Genomic DNA, 18,134 nt, shown 5'->3' with positions numbered 1-18,134 from the left:
ATTTGATTTTCGAAGAGTATTACGTTTAAAAGAACTCATTCTTGCAATTTCAAAAAGTCCATCTATCCCTTACAATTCTTCCGATGAGCTTTGAGTTTTTTCAGAGCCCAATCATAGTGGCTTGACGTGCTACTAACAAAGTAGGAACCTAGACTTGTCCCACCCGTCCACTTATAGACACCTTTGGTAAAGAGTTCGTCATTGCTAAAAACTTCTATCAACTCTAAAACCTCCCTATGTGATTGTTCTAGGAGTCTAGTCGCTTCTTCTAAGGAGGTTTTCTGGTGCTTCTTCCAAAAAGCGACATTCATTTCTCGATAAGTTTTCCAATTATAAGGTTCAGGGAGAAAAGGTCTTTCGTTACCTTTTTGATTAGAATAAACCCAAGTCAAAAGCAACTGATGCCATTCATAAAGATGGATCAAGACATCCCGTAGATTTTTATCCCTTTTCCAGTGAGCTTCTTTTTTCTTTGGGTCTCTTGAAAAATCAAATGGAGTCTGTAGCTCATCTTCACTTAGTTGGGAGATGAAACGATTGAGCTTTTCATAGTTTTCCTTAGAGGCCAGCATTAGATCCTCTTTTGTTTTCGGTCTAGGCACAGGAGTACTCCCTTCATATTACTAGTTATTATTAGAGATTTTTTATCCTTTAAATCTCTACAACTTATCCTTTAATTTCTCAACAAAGAGATAGGCTGCTGGACAGGTCAAGGTATTCTTAATCGTCAAATGATTGATTTGATGGATCTTTTTGCGGTCAGTATGAGGGAATTCACGACAGGCCTTTGGACGAACGTCATAGATAGAACAAAGGTTATCTCCTCCTAAAAATGGGCAGGGCATGGATTTGAAAACCTTATCTCCATCTTCATCTACCTGCAGAAACTCCGCTTCAAAAGCTGGTAATTTCATCTTAAAATACTTGGCAATTCGTGTAATATCCGCTTCTTTAAAGTCGGGTCCCAAAGTCTTACAACAGTTAGCACAGGCAGTACAATCAATCTCAGCAAAAACTTCTTGGTGAATCTGCTGGGCAATCTTGTCTAGGTTTTTAGGAGGTTTTTTCTTTAGATTGGCTAAAACTTTGCGATGTTCCTTCTGCTTTTGCAAAGCTAATTGGTGGTAATACTCAATATCAATTTCTTTAGACATGGTTTCTCTCTTATTCTAATTACTTTCCCCTATTATACCATGCCTCTGAACCATTGAAAAGTGGACTTTATAGGACTATACTTTTCCAAAATGTAGCAAAAAACCTTGCAACTAGGTTACAAGGTTAATCACATTAATCGAAGTTAACGTATTCTTTTTGAAGTTCAAGGACTTCTTCCATTGTTGAACACTCTGTAAGGGCACGGTTAGCGTACTCTTCCATCTTAGCAGTGTCCAATTTCTTCATCAAGCTACGTGTACGAAGTACAGATGTTGCTGACATAGAGAATTCATCCAAGCCCATTCCGACAAGAAGTGGAACAGCTTTTTGGTCACCAGCCATCTCACCACACATACCAGCCCATTTACCTTCAGCGTGAGCTGCCTTGATAACGTTGTTGATCAAGCGAAGGATTGATGGGTTATATGGTTGGTAAAGGTATGAAACTTGCTCGTTCATACGGTCTGCTGCCATTGAGTATTGGATCAAGTCGTTTGTACCAATTGACATGAAGTCTACTTCTTTAGCAAATTGGTCTGCAAGCATGGCTGCTGCAGGGATTTCAATCATGATACCAACTTGGATATCATCCGCAACTGCAACACCTTCAGCAAGAAGGTTTGCTTTTTCTTCTTCATAAACTGCTTTAGCCGCACGGAATTCTTTCAAAAGGGCAACCATTGGGAACATGATACGTAACTGACCATGAACAGAAGCACGAAGAAGGGCACGGATTTGTGTACGGAACATTGCATCTCCAGTTTCAGAAATAGAGATACGAAGGGCACGGAATCCAAGGAATGGGTTCATTTCATGTGGCATATCGAAGTAAGGAAGTTCCTTATCCCCACCGATATCCATCGTGCGAACAACCACTGGTTTACCATTCATTCCTTCAAGAACAGCTTTGTATGCTTCATACTGCTCGTCTTCTGTTGGGAAGTCTTGAGAATCCATGTACAAGAACTCTGTACGGTAAAGTCCAACAGCTTCAGCACCGTTGTTGTTAACACCTTCAACGTCTTTTGGAGTACCGATATTAGCGGCCAACTCGAAGTGTTTACCGTCAGCAGTCACTGTTTGAGCATCTTTCAAAAGTGCCCATTCAGCTTTTTGTTTAGCATAAGCTTCACCAGCTGCTTTAAATTCTGCCGCTTGTTCATCTGTTGGGTTGATAATCACTTCACCAGTAATTCCGTTAACGGCAAGGATATCACCGTCTTTCACTACTTCAGTGATATTATTTGTTCCCAATACAGCTGCAATTTCAAGTGTACGTGCCATGATAGCTGAGTGGCTTGTACGTCCACCGATGTTTGTTACAAAAGCTTTTACAAAGTTTTTGTCCAATTGAGCTGTATCAGATGGTGTCAAGTCATGCGCAATCACAATTACTTCTTCATTGATAGAAGCTGGGTTTGGCAATTTCTTACCAAGAAGGTTTGCCAATACACGTTTTGTCACGTCGCGGATATCCGCTGCACGTTCTTGCATGTATGGGTTGTCTTCCATACCTTCAAAGATCGTGATGAACATGTCAGTCACTTCTTTAAGACCTGCTTCTGCGTTGACTTTCTTAGCACGAATTGTTTCTTTAATCTGACCAATCAATTCTGGGTCAGAAAGAACCATCAAATGAGCGTCAAAAACTTGAGCCGCTTCTTCACCAAGCGTACCTACAGCTTTCTCGCGGATAAGAGAAAGCTCGTTTTGAGAAGCTTCAAGAGCAACATCCAAACGAGCCTCTTCTGCGTTTGTATCTTCGACTGAAATAGTCTCGAATGACAAATCCGGTTGAACGAGTAGATATGCTTTTGCAACTGCAACACCGTCAGATGCTGCGATTCCTTTAAGCATTTCTGTCATTTCCCTTATGCCAATCCTTCTTTTTCCATTGTTTCTGAGATTGCAGCGATAGCGTCATCTGCATCTGCACCTTCAGCTGAGATAGTTACGTCAGCACCTTGGCCAACACCAAGACTCATAACACCCATAATTGATTTAAGGTTAACTGATTTACCTTTGTACTCAAGAGTGATATCTGAAGCAAATTTGCTAGCAGTTTGTACCAACAATGTTGCTGGACGTGCGTGAATACCTGTTTCTGCCACTACGTGGAAATCTTTAGAAGCCATAGTTTGACTCTCCTTTTGTTCTTTCTTTTTTTGAGTTATATGTGATAACCCTTACAATTTGGTATTATACCATCTTCTAGGATTTTTTTCAAGCATTTTCTGGATTTTCCTTCAATTTCTTTTCAGATAACTTGCTGAAAATCTTCTATCCTAGATAACAAAACACAGGATATAGTTTCTTTAAAAACGATTTATACGATAATCATTGCTGTTTTATAAAGCAAACACTACATATTGTGTTTTGTGAGCTTAAGTAGAAAAATTGACCACTATATTTAGTTCAAATCATTGACAAAATTTTATTTTCTGATATACTAAGATAGTATTAAATTTTGAAGAGGAGTTACACAATGGTAACCGTTTATTCTAAAAACAATTGTGTCCAATGTAAAATGACCAAGCGTTTCTTGGACAGTAATAATGTCTCTTATCGTGAAATCAATCTTGATGAGCAACCTGAGTATATCGATCAAGTTAAAGAGCTCGGTTTTAGCGCAGCTCCTGTTATCCAAACACCAACTGAAGTCTTTTCAGGTTTCCAACCAGGAAAACTGAAACAATTAGCATAATCTTAGTACATCATCCAGAAGAAACTGCTTCTAGGGCGAACTTAGAGGCCTTTCTTTTGTAATTAGATAAGGGAAATTTTATGGGATTAAAACATCTTGAGGACGTGACTTACTTCCGTCTCAATAACGAAATCAACCGTCCTGTTAATGGACAAATCATGCTTCATAAAGATAAGGAAGCCTTGGATGCCTTCTTTAACGAAAATGTCGTTCCAAACACTATGGTTTTTGATTCAATTACTGATAAAATCAACTACCTCATTGAACACAACTACATCGAAACAGCTTTTATCAAGAAATACCGTCCAGAGTTCTTGGAAGAATTGGCTCAATTTATCAAAGACCAAAACTTCCAATTCAAGTCATTCATGGCAGCTTATAAATTTTACAATCAATATGCCTTAAAGACTAACGACGGTGAATATTATCTTGAAAGTATGGAAGACCGTGTCTTCTTTAACGCCCTTTATTTCGCTGATGGCAATGAATCTGTTGCAATCGATATTGCCAATGAAATCATCCACCAACGCTACCAACCTGCTACTCCTTCCTTCTTGAATGCTGGACGTGCTCGTCGTGGGGAGTTGGTATCTTGTTTCCTAATCCAAGTGACAGATGATATGAACTCTATCGGACGTTCTATCAACTCAGCTCTTCAACTTTCACGTATTGGTGGTGGTGTGGGAATTACCCTCAGCAACCTTCGTGAAGCTGGAGCTCCTATCAAGGGGTATGAAGGAGCTGCTTCAGGTGTCGTTCCTGTTATGAAGCTTTTCGAAGATAGCTTCTCTTACTCAAACCAATTAGGTCAACGTCAAGGTGCCGGTGTTGTTTACCTCAATGTCTTTCACCCAGATATCATCGCCTTCCTTTCAACTAAGAAAGAAAATGCCGATGAAAAAGTTCGTGTCAAAACCCTATCACTTGGTGTTGTAGTACCAGATAAATTCTACGAATTGGCGCGTAAAAATGAAGAAATGTACCTCTTCAGCCCTTACTCTGTCGAAAAAGAGTATGGTGTACCTTTCAACTACATCGACATTACTGAAAAATACGATGAATTGGTCGCAAATCCAAATATTCGCAAGACAAAAATCAAGGCGCGTGATTTGGAAACTGAAATCTCTAAATTGCAACAGGAGTCTGGTTATCCTTATGTAGTCAATATTGATACGGCTAACCGTGCAAATCCTGTTGATGGAAAGATTATCATGAGTAACTTGTGTTCTGAGATTCTTCAAGTCCAAGAACCAAGCTTGATCAACGATGCTCAAGAATTCCTTCAAATGGGAACAGATGTTTCATGTAACCTTGGTTCAACCAACGTGGTCAACATGATGACCTCACCTGACTTTGGTCGTTCTATCCGTGCTATGGTTCGTTCCCTTACTTTCGTTACAGATAGTTCACACATCGTGGCTGTACCTACGATTGACTATGGAAATAGCCAAGCTCATACTTTTGGTCTTGGTGCTATGGGACTTCACAGCTACCTTGCCCAACAATTGATTGAATATGGATCGCCTGAGTCTATTGAGTTTACAAGCATCTACTTTATGCTTATGAACTACTGGACCTTGGTTGAGTCAAACAATATCGCGCGTGAACGTGGTATTACCTTCCATAACTTTGAAAAATCAGACTATGCTAAGGGAAGCTACTTTGATAAGTATATAACTGGCGAGTTTGTTCCAAAATCAGACCGTGTTAAAGAACTCTTCAAAGATGTCTTTATTCCAAGTGCTGCTGACTGGGCTGAACTTCGCGACAAGGTTCAAGCAGATGGTCTTTACCACCAAAACCGCCTTGCTGTAGCGCCAAATGGTTCTATCAGCTATATCAACGACGTTTCTGCTTCTATCCACCCGATTACGCAACGTATCGAAGAACGCCAAGAGAAGAAAATTGGTAAAATCTACTACCCTGCTGCTGGCTTGTCTACAGAAACCATTCCTTACTACACTTCTGCCTACGATATGGATATGCGTAAAGTCATCGATGTTTACGCTGCTGCGACTGAACACGTGGATCAAGGACTTTCACTCACCCTCTTCATGCGTAGTGACATTCCAAAAGGCCTTTACGAATGGAAGAGGGAAAATAAACAAACGACACGTGACTTGTCCATCCTTCGTAACTATGCCTTTAACAAGGGAATCAAGTCTATCTACTACGTCCGTACCTTTACAGATGACGGTGGAGAAGTCGGTGCTAACCAATGTGAAAGCTGTGTAATTTAGTTTCTAGCATAGAAACACTATTTTTCCCTAAGCAGCACTGATAAAATCAAATCTACTAGGTCATAACATAATTTATGTAACATTTTAAAAGTCGGGCTTCCGACTTTTTGTGCGATACTCCTATAGAATTATGGTAAAGTAGAAATAATTGTGAGTTCGCAATACTAAACACAGAAAGAGATTTTAAATGGAAACTTACTACAAAGCCATTAACTGGAATGCCATCGAAGATGTCATCGACAAATCAACTTGGGAAAAACTGACGGAGCAATTCTGGCTCGATACACGTATTCCCTTGTCAAATGACTTGGATGACTGGAGAAAGCTATCTAACAAAGAGAAAGACTTGGTCGGAAAAGTCTTTGGTGGTTTAACCCTTCTGGACACCATGCAATCTGAAACTGGGGTTGAAGCCCTTCGCGCAGACATCCGTACACCACATGAGGAAGCTGTTTTCAATAACATCCAATTTATGGAATCTGTTCACGCTAAATCTTACTCTTCAATCTTTTCTACCTTAAATACTAAGGCTGAGATTGAAGAAATTTTCGAATGGACCAATACCAATCCTTACCTACAAAAGAAGGCTGAGATTGTCAACGAAATCTACCTCAACGGTAGCCCACTTGAAAAGAAAGTTGCCAGCGTCTTCCTCGAAACCTTCCTCTTCTACTCTGGTTTCTTCACTCCCCTCTACTATCTCGGTAACAACAAACTAGCCAACGTTGCAGAAATCATTAAATTGATTATTCGTGACGAGTCTGTTCACGGAACCTACATTGGTTACAAATTCCAACTTGGTTTCAATGAATTACCTGAAGAAGAGCAAGAAAAGCTAAAAGAATGGATGTACGACTTACTCTATACTCTTTATGAAAATGAAGAAGGCTACACAGAGAGCCTCTATGACGGTGTTGGTTGGACGGAAGAAGTCAAAACCTTCCTTCGCTACAATGCTAACAAGGCTCTCATGAACCTGGGACAAGATCCACTCTTCCCAGATTCAGCAGATGATGTGAACCCAATCGTTATGAACGGTATTTCAACAGGGACATCTAACCACGACTTCTTCTCTCAAGTCGGAAATGGTTACCTCCTTGGTGAAGTTGAAGCCATGCAAGATGATGACTACAACTACGGTTTGGACTAATACTCTTCGAAAATCTCTTCAAACCACGTCAGCTTCGCCTTGCCGTAGATATGCTCACTGACTTCGTCAGTCTTATCTACAACCTCAAAACTGTGTTTTGAGCAACCTACGGCTAGCTTCCTAGTTTGCTCTTTGATTTTCATTGAGTATAATTCTCCACCACTCTTAACTATCAAAAAGTAAACTTGAAACAACAAAATAATAATCTAATAAAATATCGAAGTTTTGAAAACAAACCTCGATATTTTTGTTTTTGTTTTATTTTGTTGTTTTTGTATTTGAATGATGAGCTAGTTTATGGTAAGATAGTAGTAGGAAACGAGGTGATAATATGCTCAAGCAAGAAAAATTAACCAAAATTTTAGAGATAGTAAATAGTAAAGGAACCATAACGGTTAAACAGATTATGGACGAAATAGCCGTTTCAGATATGACTGCAAGACGCTATTTACAGGAATTAGCTGATAAAGATTTACTGATTCGTGTGCATGGTGGAGCTGAAAAACTTCGAACCAACTCCCTTTTGACTAATGAGCGATCAAATATTGAAAAACAAGCCCTCCAAACGGCAGAAAAACAAGAAATAGCCCGTTTTGCAGGCAGTCTAGTAGAAGAAAGAGAAACTATTTTCATTGGACCAGGAACAACATTAGAATTTTTTGCGCGCGAATTGCCTATTGACAATATCCGCGTCGTGACCAACAGTCTACCTGTTTTTCTGATTTTAAGCGAACGAAAATTAACAGATTTGATTTTGATAGGTGGAAATTATCGCGATATTACAGGTGCTTTTGTTGGCACATTGACCCTACAAAATCTCTCTAATCTCCAATTTTCCAAAGCTTTCGTTAGCTGTAATGGTATTCAAAACGGAGCTCTAGCTACTTTTAGCGAGGAAGAGGGAGAGGCTCAACGCATCGCTTTAAATAATTCTAATAAAAAATATTTGCTCGCAGATCATAGTAAGTTCAATAAGTTTGATTTTTATACTTTTTATAATGTATCAAATCTTGATACTATTGTTTCAGATTCTAAACTAAGTGATTCAATCCTTTTTGAGCTATCTAAACTTACTAAAGTCATCAAGCCTTAATAAACTGAAAGATCCTGTGGGAAAAACTCAATTTCAGAAGTAAATCTTCCCACAATAAAACGCATAGTATCAAGGTTTTTCAACACCTGATATTATGCGTTTTTCTACGTTAAAGACTTTTTGCCCAATTGCTTTATCTGCAACCTCAAAGCTATGCATTGAGAAACCTGCGACTCGCTTCCTAGTTTAAAGTTGCTCTTTGATTTTCATTGAGTATAAGCAACGTGATTAGATAAGAGTTTTGCAGCGTACTAAATATAAGATTTAACTTTTTTGGAAATTGGTTACGATTGTTGAAACGGCATAAAATCTGAATCAAAGGAGATATTATCCCGTTCTTCAGGACTGATAAAATTTAAAAAGATATTTTTAAATTCTTCCAGCTCATAGTCTGAATGGCAAATCCATTCTTTACCGGTAGAGACATACCATTTCCCAAAATTTTTCAGCTCCTCATTAGTCAAACAAGGTATTTGAAAACATTTATCAAAATTGATAATATAAACTTTTTCATAAATAGATTGGATAAAATCTTTGAACATCTTTTGCCTCACTAGAATTCTATATCTAATTACTCATTCTACTAGTCTATAATCTGACTTTCTGCTACTTTCTTGTACCAGTGAGCTGATTTCTTAGGATAACGTTCTTGAGTTTCAAAGTCTACATAGAAGAGACCGTAACGTTTTTCATAACCGTTTGACCATGAGAAGACGTCCATCAATGACCAGATGAAGTATCCTTTGACGTTTGCACCATCAGCAATCGCATCAGATAAGACCTCTAAGTGTTGTTTGACATAATCAATACGGCCATCATCATAAACAGTATTGTCTACAAACTCATCTTTATAACCAAGTCCATTTTCAGTGATGTAAATCTTCTTATAGTTCGGATAATCTTTCTTCACGCGCATGATTTGGTCATACAAACCTTGAGGGTAGATAATCCAATCCCAATCCGTACGTGGTACATAGTCAGGAGCTACACGACGACCAACACCTTTGATTTGGTATTTAGAGCTTCCTTTCTCACCCTTACCATTATGGATAATTTCAGTTTCTCCATCAAAGGCTTCCATCCAGTCACTCATATAATAGTTGATGCCTAGAAAATCATTCAAGTCTTTCGCAGCTTCTAATGCTGTGAAATCTTCTTCACGAAGATCCAAGCTACCACCATTGACTGATAAGATATGGTTGACGCCTTCCATCGTTTCAGCTGAATAGTGACCTAGATAAGTTGCATCCAAGATAAATTTATTGTGGATGATATCTTCCAACTCAGCTGCACGAACATCTGCTGGATTTTTAGGATCTAAAGGATACTTGGTTGGCAGTGCGTGAACAACACCAATTTCACCTTTATAACCTTTATCTTTATATAGCTTAACTGCACGCGCATGAGAAACCATCATATTGTGGTGCGATTGGAAAACTTTGGCAAGGTCGTACTGAATACCTGGAGGGAATTTTCCAACCAAGTATTGACCATCACCAATTGGCCCAATTTCATTAAAGGTTGTCCAATAGTTTACTTCTGGGAATTCTTCAAAACAGAAGGCAGCGTAGTCTACAAAGTGTTCAATATTTTCACGGTTTAAGAAGTCTCCATTTGAGTGGAGAGCTTCTGGCGTATCAAAGTGATGAAGAGTTACAAAAGGCTCAACATGACGTTTGTGACACTCTGCAAATAGATTATGATAAAATTCAACACCTTTAGCATTTACTTGACCGTAACCAGTCGGGAAAATACGTGACCAGGCAATAGAAATTCGAATACCATTGACACCATACTCTTCTGCTAGCTTGAGGTCAACTGGGTATCGATTGTAAAAATCACTGGCTGGTTCGGCAGTGTACCAGTAGTTATCTTCAAGATACTTATCCCACGCAACTGGTCCTTTACCATCAGTATGTGTAGCACCTTCTGCTTGATAGGCAGCTGTTGCGCCACCGAAAATAAAGTCTTTTGGTAATGTTTTTGTCATTTTTTTCACCTATTTCTTGATTTAAATAAAGTAAAAGTGAGAGGAGAGGAGTCAGTGAGCCATCCTTCTCCATCTCACTTCTTGTACCAAGTCACCGAATTGTAACATGAGGAGGTAAAAACGATAGCTTTTACCGACGAATTAATAAGGCGATTAGGAAATTTGCCATAGCGATTGCCGTAACGATAGGAGACTATTTCATAGTCCCTATTATTAATCGAATTGTGACATGAGGAGGTAAAAACGATAGCTTTTTACCGACGAATTAACAAGGCGATTAGGAAATTCGCCATAGCGATTGCCGTAACGATAGGAGACTGTTTCACAGTCCCTATCGTTAATCGAATTGAGCTTGTACGAATGCAAGAGCACCTTTTCCATCACGAGTTAATTTGATGTATTGAGCGCCTTCTGTTTTCGCTAGTTTAATACCGAGCTTATCTGTTTCTGCTTTCATGTCTTCAAAGTTTGAAGCAACTTGAGGGGCAAGGATAACAAGATCAAACTCTGGCAACATTTCACGGTGAGCACCATAGCCACCTGCTGCTGCTTTCACAGGAACATTGTATTCTGCAGCTGCCTTATTCAAAGCATTCGCAAGAAGTCCACTTGTCCCTCCACCTGCACAGAGAACGAGGACATTTGTTTCTTCAGTGATTGTATTTTGTGCTGCTTCTACACCAGCTTTTTCAAGAATAGCATCTGCTTTTGCAGTGTTGAAGTTTGCGGCAACTTTTTCTTTCAATTCATCATTAGATTTACCTGAACGCTCTTCTTCAAGAATTTGTTCATCATATACTTTAAGGAATGGATAGTAAATGACTACGTCAACCACGATTAGAAGGGCAGCAAGAATGAATGATAGAACTTGGAAGTTCGTACCAAGAACTAGACCTAGTGGAGCTGGAGTTGTCCATGGTAGATTAGCAGTAAATGAGTTCATTCCAAGTGTTTCAATAAAGAATTTGAAGATCCAAACGTTTGCGATTGGAGCAAAGATAAATGGAATGAAGAAGATTGGGTTCAATACAAGAGGTGCACCAAACAAGATTGGTTCGTTGACACCAAAGAAGGTTGGAACAACAGACGCACGACCGATTGCACGGTTACGTTTCGATTTTGTTAACCACATGAACATGAAAGGAACAACCAGTGTCGCACCAGTACCACCCATGGTAACGATAAACATTTGTGTACCAGAAGTAAGAATCTTGTCAGCGTGCATACCTTGTTGGAGAAGGTTCAAGTTGACTTCGGCATTGGCATAGGTAATAGCTGCGATAGCTGGCTCAACGATAGATGGACCATGGATACCAACAAACCAGAAGAAGGCAAAGGCACCAAAGATAATGGTAATACCAAGATAACCATCAGCAGCAGAGAAGAGTGGAGCAAAGAATTTACCGATTGATTCAGCTACGCTTGCACCAACAAAATGACGTGCTAATAAGTCAAGAGCATAAAGAGAAACAACAGATAGAGTGAATGGAATCACATCTTTAAATACTTGGGAGATATTTGGCGGAACTTCGTCAGGCATTCGAATAGTGACGTTGTTCTTAACACAAACCTTATAGATGGCTACGGTAACAAAGGCAGCAAGGAAGGCTGAAAGCAAACCTTTTGTCCCCAAGAATCCAGTAGCTAGACCATTTTCGATAGGATCAGCTGCCAACATCAACAAACCAACAATTGCTGCTAACAGTGTTGACATATAGTTGATTTGATTGGTTTTCTCCATACTACGGTTTACTGAGTCGGTCAAAGATTTAGCTGTTGTACCAGCTACCAAGAGAGCCAGAATACCCATAGAATAGCTATAAGGTTTCATCAGAAAGGCTACAACTTCATCAGACCATTTAAAGCCCCATGAGTTTGGTACAAAGGCAATCAAGATAAAAATACTTGAGAAGAGAATAACAGGCATACCTGCAATGAAACCATCACGAATAGCACGAAGATAGATATTACGAGATAGTTTCTCAAAGAAAGGCTTTCCTTTCTCGATAAATGCAATTAATTTATTCATTACTTAACTCCTCTCTTGTAGAGTTCAATTAAATGATGCATCAAATCTTTTAACAAGATAGTTGTCATCAAGTGGTCTTGGCCATGCATCATGGTTACACTATAGGCCAAATCCTCGCCAGCTGCTTCCTTAGTCAACAGACTTGTTTGAGCGTGGTGAGCTTCAGCAATGCAAGAACCAGCTTCTTCTACCAGAGTATCCGCTTTTACAAAATCACCAGCTTCAGCAGCCTTCAAGGCTTCCAATAGTTTTGAACGAGCATCGCCAGCATAGGCTACGATTTCAAAACCTAACAATGTTACTTCTTCTCTATTCATGATAGAATTCTCCTTATATAATTTTAAATAATTTTTATGACAATAAACGTTGGATATGTAGAACTAGATAAACTCGTTCACTCTTATACAAATCAAGCCCCGTATGTTGCGTAATCACATCATAAATCTTGGAGCCAATCTCGAAGGCTTTTGGATAGGATCGTTTAATATGATCTTCCATATCCAGAAGTGATTGGTTATCATCTCTAGATCTGTCTAAATAATCCAAGAAATAATTCAAATGAATCATAAAGCGATCATAGAAATGGTTATTCTCTTTGGTTCGTTGAATTGCATAACCCTTTAGCACTTCTTCAACATTGCTGAGAATTTCTTTCCTCTTATCAATCGACTCAACCACTTCCACTTCATTCTCGCCTTCGGCATTGATGAAATGATAAGCAATCCGAATAATTTCATCTTCAGGGAAATGATCTGCTAGCTTCTGACGGTAAAATTCAAATGCTTCATTTGCGATTTGAAAAGCGACAGGATACTTGGCAGAAATATCTGGCAGATTACTATCCTTGTACCTTCCTTGTGCTAGAGCTTGGTAAGAACAGTAAATATGATCTGTCAAGGTCACATAGAGATACTCTTGAATCGGATAATGATATTTTTTAGAAAGCTTATCAATGATTTCATAGGTTACTGTGATAAAATCAAGCGGAACATCTTTGAGAAGAGCCATAAAGTTTTCTCTGGACTCTTCGGTCTTCATCCGAAAAATTTTCTCAACCTGATTTTCAGCAATCAAATCCCCCTTCTTCTTTCCAAATGCAATCCCCTTACCAATCACAATCACTTCTTCTCCCTTATCATTTCTGACAAGCGAGACATTGTGATTCATTGGATTTAGAATTCGATACATGTCAACCTCCTTTTATATTTTAAAGGTATATGAGCATAAAAAATGACCACAAATGAGATCAGAAAATCGCTAGATTTCTAATTCATCTGTGATCATGCCTAATCTTACTTAGTAACACTCACCTTGTATCAACTTGTGATTCAAGTATACCACAAGTAAGTTATTTTGTAAACCTTTACATGCAACTTTTTCTAAAACTTACAAATCATGCTCTAAAATCTATCAACCAAAATTACCTGTTTTTATTTTTTTGTCAATTAAAACAAAAACAGGGAGACAGAAAAATAAATTTGTAAACCTTTACATTCAACTTTTTTAGATTCATGTTCCTAAACTAGGAGAAGTTTATTAAACACGTTCAGTCCATGAAGTTGCTGTTGTTTGAAGAACTTTGTTGAGTTCGTCAATGTTTTCAAAACCAGTTGTGCGAAGCCATTCGCGAGCTGCTGCTTCACCATCTTTGATGTATGCTTCAACTGATCCAGCCCATGTTGCACGGCCACAAAGAACTCCGTTAAAGTTTGCACCTGACTCATGGGCAAATACAAGAGTATCTTGGAAAAGTTTAGCTGATACACCAGCACTCAAGTAGATGTATGGCAGGTTAGTTGCTTCATCTTGTGCTTTGAAGAAGGCTGCTGCTTCTTCACGTGTATAAACTACTTCACCTTCAGCGAATCCTTCAACATATTTGATGTTAACAGGAACTTCTACTTTCAAGACATCAATGTTAAAGCGTGGGTCTGAGAAGACTTTCATAGCACCGATAACTTTATGTGGTTTTACTTTAGCGTATTCTACAGAAGCTGCATCCGCAATTTTTTCATCGTAAGCAAGGATTTCAAGGAAGAATGGGATATCTTCAGCCACACACTCAGAACCAATCCGTTCGATGTAAGCTTGTTTTTCTTGGTTGAGTTCGTCAGCGCTATCTACATCATAGTAAAGCAAGAATTTAACTGCATCTGCACCTTCTTCTTTAATCCGTTTTGCAGACCAAATATCCAAACAGTCTGGTAAGCGTTTTGTGCTTGTTGTGTCATAACCAGTTTTTTCATAAGCAAGAAGAAGACCTGTTTTTTCATCAAGAGCTTTAGTTGCTGGAAGGCCATATTCAGGGTCAAGAAGCATAGATGAAGCGTATTTAGTCAATTCATCTGCTACTAAGACTTTAAGTTCTTCCATTTGAGCCACAGTTGGTTCTTCTGTTTGGTGTTGAGCCATCAAACGTTTCAAAGCACCACGTTGGTCAAAGGCAAGAGCTGAGATGATACCATTTTCATCAGAAAGTTTTTCTAAGCGTACACGTTTTTGTTCTGTTAAAGCCATTTTATACCTCTTTTACTATTAATTGATCATATAGAGCTTGATAGTTGGCCATGTTGACATGACCAGTCATTTTTTCTTGAGCATTGAGCATACCAAGGACATTTGCCTTGATGAGTAATTCTGCATCCGATTCTTTATGAAGAAGTCCTGAAGAAATCCCTGCCACAGTAGAATCTCCAGATCCGACAGGGTTGACTACCTGAATTCTAGGAATATCTACCTTGTAGAAAGTGTCGCCATGTTTGGCAAAGGCACCGTTGGCGCCAAGTGAAACGATAATCCATTCAATACCTGCAAACAAAGGTTCTTGAAGGACTTCTTTTAATTCATCCAAATCCTCAGAAACTTCTCTTCCTAGAAGCTGAGACAATTCCTCATTATTTGGTTTGATGACTGTTGGTTTATGTGGTGATTCAAGAACCGCCTGAAGAGCTGCACCTGAGCAGTCCAAGACTACAGGTTTGCCAGCTTGATTAGCAAGTTCTACCAAGCTCGCATAGTAATCAACTGGAAGGCCAGCTGGTAAACTACCTGAGATAGCTACTACTTCAACTGACTCCAGGAGATTTTTAAAATGTTCCAAAAAGCCTTGACCTTCCTGTTCCAATACTTCAGGACCTTTTTCAAGAACTTCTGTTTGGTTGTCTCCGTGGAGAATAGCGATACAGTTACGAGTTTCTCCCTGAATTGAGAAGAAATCTTTCTTTACTTGATTATCGATATGTTCAACCAAAAACTCACCAAGTTTGCCACCCACTAAACCAGTAGCAAGAACAGAATCGCCAAATTCTGAAAGTACTCGGGTAACATTGAGTCCCTTACCACCAGCCGTTTTGGTTACATCCACCACACGATTGACAGTATCAATCTTCAACTCATCCAAAGGATAGGAAATATCAATGGATGGGTTCATTGTGACTGTTAAAATCATAGGTTACCTCTTAGTCGTGGTATTCTCCGCGATCCCATTTTTCAAGGAATTCTGTAAAGAAGTTCGCGTCTGTTTGTTGAGCATTGTGACTTTCAACGTGTTCAATTTTCGCAATCAATTTTTTGTTTTCTTCAGATGGTTTGTATTCAGCATGGATGAAAGCTTCGATGATATCACACATGAGCAATTCACCAGTAATCTTACCACCAAAACCGATAACGTTGGCATTCAATTGTTCTTTAGCATAAAGGGCTGTAGTCATATCACGAACCAAGGCAGAACGAACACCAGGAACTTTATTTACAGCGTTGTTAATACCAACACCAGTACCACAGATACATACACCAAGATCAGCTTGACCGCTAGTTACAGCTTCCCCTACTTTTTTACCGAAGATTGGGTAATGAGTACGTGTATGGTCATAAGTACCGAAGTCAATGACTTCATATCCTTTTGATTTCAAAAATTCTGAAACCGCCATTTTTTCATCTGTTACGATGTGGTCACATCCAATTGCAATTCTCATTTTTATCTTACCTTTCTTACTGTAATCTAATTAGCACATTTTGTTCAACATATCGACACGAATCTGGTGACGACCACCGTCGTATTTACCGTTAACAAATCCTTTAGCGATGTTTTTAGCCAATTCATCACCAACAAGTTGTGCACCCATAGTGATCATACGTGAGTTGTTGTGTCCACGAGTCATATAAGCTGAACGTTCGTCAGATACTTCTGCAGCAACCATTCCTTTAATCTTAGTTGCGACCATAAATGGACCAGCACCGTAAGCATCAATCACGATACCAAGGTTTTGTTCTTCTTTGTTTACTTCTGCAGCAACAGCGAGAGTCACATCAACAAAGTCTTGACCTTCAGCTGTAACATCCACAACGTGGAAGTTTTCTTTTTCTAAGAAGTCTTTCACAACTTCTTTCAATCTCAAACCTGCAGCATCTGCACCGATAACAATAGACATATTGTATACTCCTTTTTATTTTTCTAGGCTAGTAAAGACTTTTATAGTTATCAGTTCATCTACAAAAAGCTTTCTAGCAGTTTATTGACAAATTGGATTGAATGAGATGACTTACACCTTATTCAAGTTTAGGAAATCAGTTTCCTAGAAATAATCTCTCTTCAAAAGAGAATATAACAAGCGGTTATTTGTTTGTTACAAATATCATTTGTTGCTTACAAACATAATATACTCCTATTTCCTAAAAAAGTCAACAGTTAATGTTTGTTTTTGTGTTTTATTTTTTAATCTAAAAAATTTCGATGTCAAAACCAATTTGATCCACTTGACCAGGTTCTAGGAGACGAACATTCTTCTTATCTTCTAGATGATCTCCTTCTTCAAGGGATGTTGACAAGCCAGACCATGGTTCAAAGGCAATGAAAGGTCCCTTATTCAAGGTTGACCAGATGATGAGATTTGGAAACTCTGCAAAGTTCACTTTCAAGCCTTTGTCATGTTTACGAGAACGAAGGGCAATTGTCCTAGATTGCAATTCATCTAAGGTAACTGCATCTGTGCTAAACAAATCATAGCTAAGGTCTAATTCTTTTTGAGCCTCTAACCATGGACTTCTATCTAGAAAATCCAACATACCTGTTTCTGGGAAAGGACGTGGAACAGAGCAAGTCTCTTCTTTCTCAAACTCTATATAGTAATCTTCATAGACCTCATCATCAAGTAGAGGACAATTAAATCCTGGATGTCCACCAATAAAGTAAGGCATGACCTTGCTAGTTTCTTTATTGAAAATCTTGTATTGAGTTCGTACTGTCTTTCGAGAAAGGCTATAAGTGATCTCTAGGCGGAAATGATAAGGATAATTTTGATAGCTATTCTCGTCATCTTCAATTGCAAAAGTTACACTCTTGTCTGTCTGTTCAACTACTTCAAATTCTTTCTTACGAACCAAACCATGACGAGGAATGTTTCCTTTGCTTTCTTGCCCCTTCTCATCTATATAGACGGCTGTATCCTCTCTCAATGAACCACAAATAGGAAAGAGAACAGGAGCTTGTCCACTCCAATAAGTAGCATCCCCTTGCCACAAATACTCAAGTCCCTCAGCATCTTTTATAGAAGAAAGAGCTCCACCAAAACTGTTAAATTGAACTCTTAATTGTTCTGATTTTAATTCAATTACCATTATTTTCTCCGATTTCTTGATAGTTTATAAAAAACTAGGCTGTCACTCCTAGAAGGTAGGACAACCTAGTTTCAACAATTTACACTCTGCGAAAATCCAATTCAAACTTCGTCAGCGTCACCTTGCCGTAGATATGGTCACTGACTTCGTCAGTCTT

The 18,134-nt window shown here is 38.8% G+C and carries 19 protein-coding genes; 4 read left to right on the top strand and 15 right to left on the bottom strand.

What is annotated here, in order from left to right; translation table 11 throughout:
• Positions 1-62: 62 nt before the first annotated feature.
• The 4 genes from HT698_RS09915 to HT698_RS09900 all read right to left on the bottom strand — a co-directional run bounded on the left by HT698_RS09915 (position 63) and on the right by HT698_RS09900 (position 3,290).
• Positions 63-602 carry a ClbS/DfsB family four-helix bundle protein gene (locus HT698_RS09915; protein ID WP_023936905.1) on the bottom strand — a complete coding sequence of 180 codons (540 nt, stop codon included), beginning with the start codon at positions 600-602 and terminating at the stop codon, positions 63-65.
• Positions 603-659: 57 nt separating this feature from the next.
• Positions 660-1,154, bottom strand: a complete 495-nt coding sequence (locus HT698_RS09910; RefSeq protein WP_000031476.1) for a YkgJ family cysteine cluster protein — start codon at positions 1,152-1,154, stop codon at positions 660-662.
• 133 nt (positions 1,155-1,287) lie between these two features.
• A complete protein-coding gene (gene ptsP / locus HT698_RS09905) occupies positions 1,288-3,021 on the bottom strand; it encodes a phosphoenolpyruvate--protein phosphotransferase (protein ID WP_000138123.1) in 1,734 nt (577 codons plus the stop codon).
• A 5-nt stretch (positions 3,022-3,026) separates the two neighbouring features.
• Positions 3,027-3,290: a phosphocarrier protein HPr gene (locus tag HT698_RS09900; protein ID WP_000146947.1), complete on the bottom strand. Its 264-nt coding sequence runs from the start codon at positions 3,288-3,290 to the stop codon at positions 3,027-3,029.
• A gap of 350 nt (positions 3,291-3,640) precedes the next feature.
• Here HT698_RS09900 and nrdH point away from each other — a divergent pair, with 350 nt between their 5' ends.
• The 3 genes from nrdH (at position 3,641) to nrdF (ending at position 7,249) form a co-directional block, all read left to right on the top strand.
• Positions 3,641-3,859 (top strand): glutaredoxin-like protein NrdH, encoded by a 219-nt coding sequence (nrdH, locus tag HT698_RS09895; RefSeq protein WP_000259247.1) that lies wholly within the window; start codon positions 3,641-3,643, stop codon positions 3,857-3,859.
• A gap of 80 nt (positions 3,860-3,939) precedes the next feature.
• A complete protein-coding gene (gene nrdE, locus HT698_RS09890) occupies positions 3,940-6,099 on the top strand; it encodes a class 1b ribonucleoside-diphosphate reductase subunit alpha (protein WP_173217890.1) in 2,160 nt (719 codons plus the stop codon).
• A gap of 187 nt (positions 6,100-6,286) precedes the next feature.
• Positions 6,287-7,249 carry a class 1b ribonucleoside-diphosphate reductase subunit beta gene (gene nrdF, locus HT698_RS09885; protein ID WP_100104525.1) on the top strand — a complete coding sequence of 321 codons (963 nt, stop codon included), beginning with the start codon at positions 6,287-6,289 and terminating at the stop codon, positions 7,247-7,249.
• On the opposite strand, the gene HT698_RS09880 is transcribed toward nrdF, so the two are convergent.
• Positions 7,246-7,392 carry a hypothetical protein gene (locus HT698_RS09880; protein ID WP_023933379.1) on the bottom strand — a complete coding sequence of 49 codons (147 nt, stop codon included), beginning with the start codon at positions 7,390-7,392 and terminating at the stop codon, positions 7,246-7,248. The genes nrdF and HT698_RS09880 overlap by 4 nt on opposite strands.
• A gap of 188 nt (positions 7,393-7,580) precedes the next feature.
• Here HT698_RS09880 and HT698_RS09875 point away from each other — a divergent pair, with 188 nt between their 5' ends.
• Positions 7,581-8,342, top strand: coding sequence for a DeoR/GlpR family DNA-binding transcription regulator (locus HT698_RS09875; RefSeq protein ID WP_000917603.1), 762 nt, complete (start codon positions 7,581-7,583; stop codon positions 8,340-8,342).
• A gap of 284 nt (positions 8,343-8,626) precedes the next feature.
• Here the strand turns inward: HT698_RS09875 and HT698_RS09870 are convergent, their stop codons facing one another.
• From HT698_RS09870 to HT698_RS09825, 10 genes are all read right to left on the bottom strand, one after another.
• The gene (locus HT698_RS09870; protein ID WP_000471575.1) at positions 8,627-8,884 is read right to left on the bottom strand and encodes a DUF3884 family protein; all 258 of its coding nucleotides are present in this window, start codon (positions 8,882-8,884) and stop codon (positions 8,627-8,629) included.
• Between the two features lie 41 nt (positions 8,885-8,925).
• Positions 8,926-10,332 (bottom strand): 6-phospho-beta-galactosidase, encoded by a 1,407-nt coding sequence (lacG, locus tag HT698_RS09865; protein ID WP_000169253.1) that lies wholly within the window; start codon positions 10,330-10,332, stop codon positions 8,926-8,928.
• A 337-nt stretch (positions 10,333-10,669) separates the two neighbouring features.
• Positions 10,670-12,361 carry a lactose-specific PTS transporter subunit EIIC gene (locus tag HT698_RS09860; protein WP_001037324.1) on the bottom strand — a complete coding sequence of 564 codons (1,692 nt, stop codon included), beginning with the start codon at positions 12,359-12,361 and terminating at the stop codon, positions 10,670-10,672.
• Positions 12,361-12,678 carry a PTS lactose/cellobiose transporter subunit IIA gene (locus tag HT698_RS09855; protein ID WP_100104530.1) on the bottom strand — a complete coding sequence of 106 codons (318 nt, stop codon included), beginning with the start codon at positions 12,676-12,678 and terminating at the stop codon, positions 12,361-12,363. The genes HT698_RS09860 and HT698_RS09855 overlap by 1 nt, the downstream gene beginning before the upstream one ends.
• Before the next feature lie 34 nt (positions 12,679-12,712).
• Positions 12,713-13,549: a transcription antiterminator gene (locus tag HT698_RS09850; RefSeq protein WP_173218509.1), complete on the bottom strand. Its 837-nt coding sequence runs from the start codon at positions 13,547-13,549 to the stop codon at positions 12,713-12,715.
• Positions 13,550-13,897: 348 nt separating this feature from the next.
• Positions 13,898-14,878 carry a tagatose-bisphosphate aldolase gene (gene lacD / locus HT698_RS09845; RefSeq protein WP_173218507.1) on the bottom strand — a complete coding sequence of 327 codons (981 nt, stop codon included), beginning with the start codon at positions 14,876-14,878 and terminating at the stop codon, positions 13,898-13,900.
• 1 nt (position 14,879) lies between these two features.
• On the bottom strand, positions 14,880-15,809 hold the full coding sequence (locus tag HT698_RS09840) for a tagatose-6-phosphate kinase (RefSeq protein WP_173218505.1): 930 nt from the start codon (positions 15,807-15,809) through the stop codon (positions 14,880-14,882).
• 10 nt (positions 15,810-15,819) lie between these two features.
• A complete protein-coding gene (gene lacB / locus HT698_RS09835) occupies positions 15,820-16,335 on the bottom strand; it encodes a galactose-6-phosphate isomerase subunit LacB (protein WP_001216913.1) in 516 nt (171 codons plus the stop codon).
• Between the two features lie 30 nt (positions 16,336-16,365).
• Positions 16,366-16,791, bottom strand: a complete 426-nt coding sequence (lacA, locus tag HT698_RS09830; protein WP_000029277.1) for a galactose-6-phosphate isomerase subunit LacA — start codon at positions 16,789-16,791, stop codon at positions 16,366-16,368.
• A gap of 289 nt (positions 16,792-17,080) precedes the next feature.
• Positions 17,081-17,977 (bottom strand): aldose 1-epimerase family protein, encoded by an 897-nt coding sequence (locus HT698_RS09825; protein ID WP_173218503.1) that lies wholly within the window; start codon positions 17,975-17,977, stop codon positions 17,081-17,083.
• Between the last annotated feature and the right edge of the window lie 157 nt (positions 17,978-18,134).

Source organism: Streptococcus sp. 3109, from assembly GCF_013276905.1.
GTDB lineage: Bacteria > Bacillota > Bacilli > Lactobacillales > Streptococcaceae > Streptococcus.
Note: the sequence above shows the minus strand (reverse complement) of the source record. Positions and strands in the feature narration are given on the sequence as shown.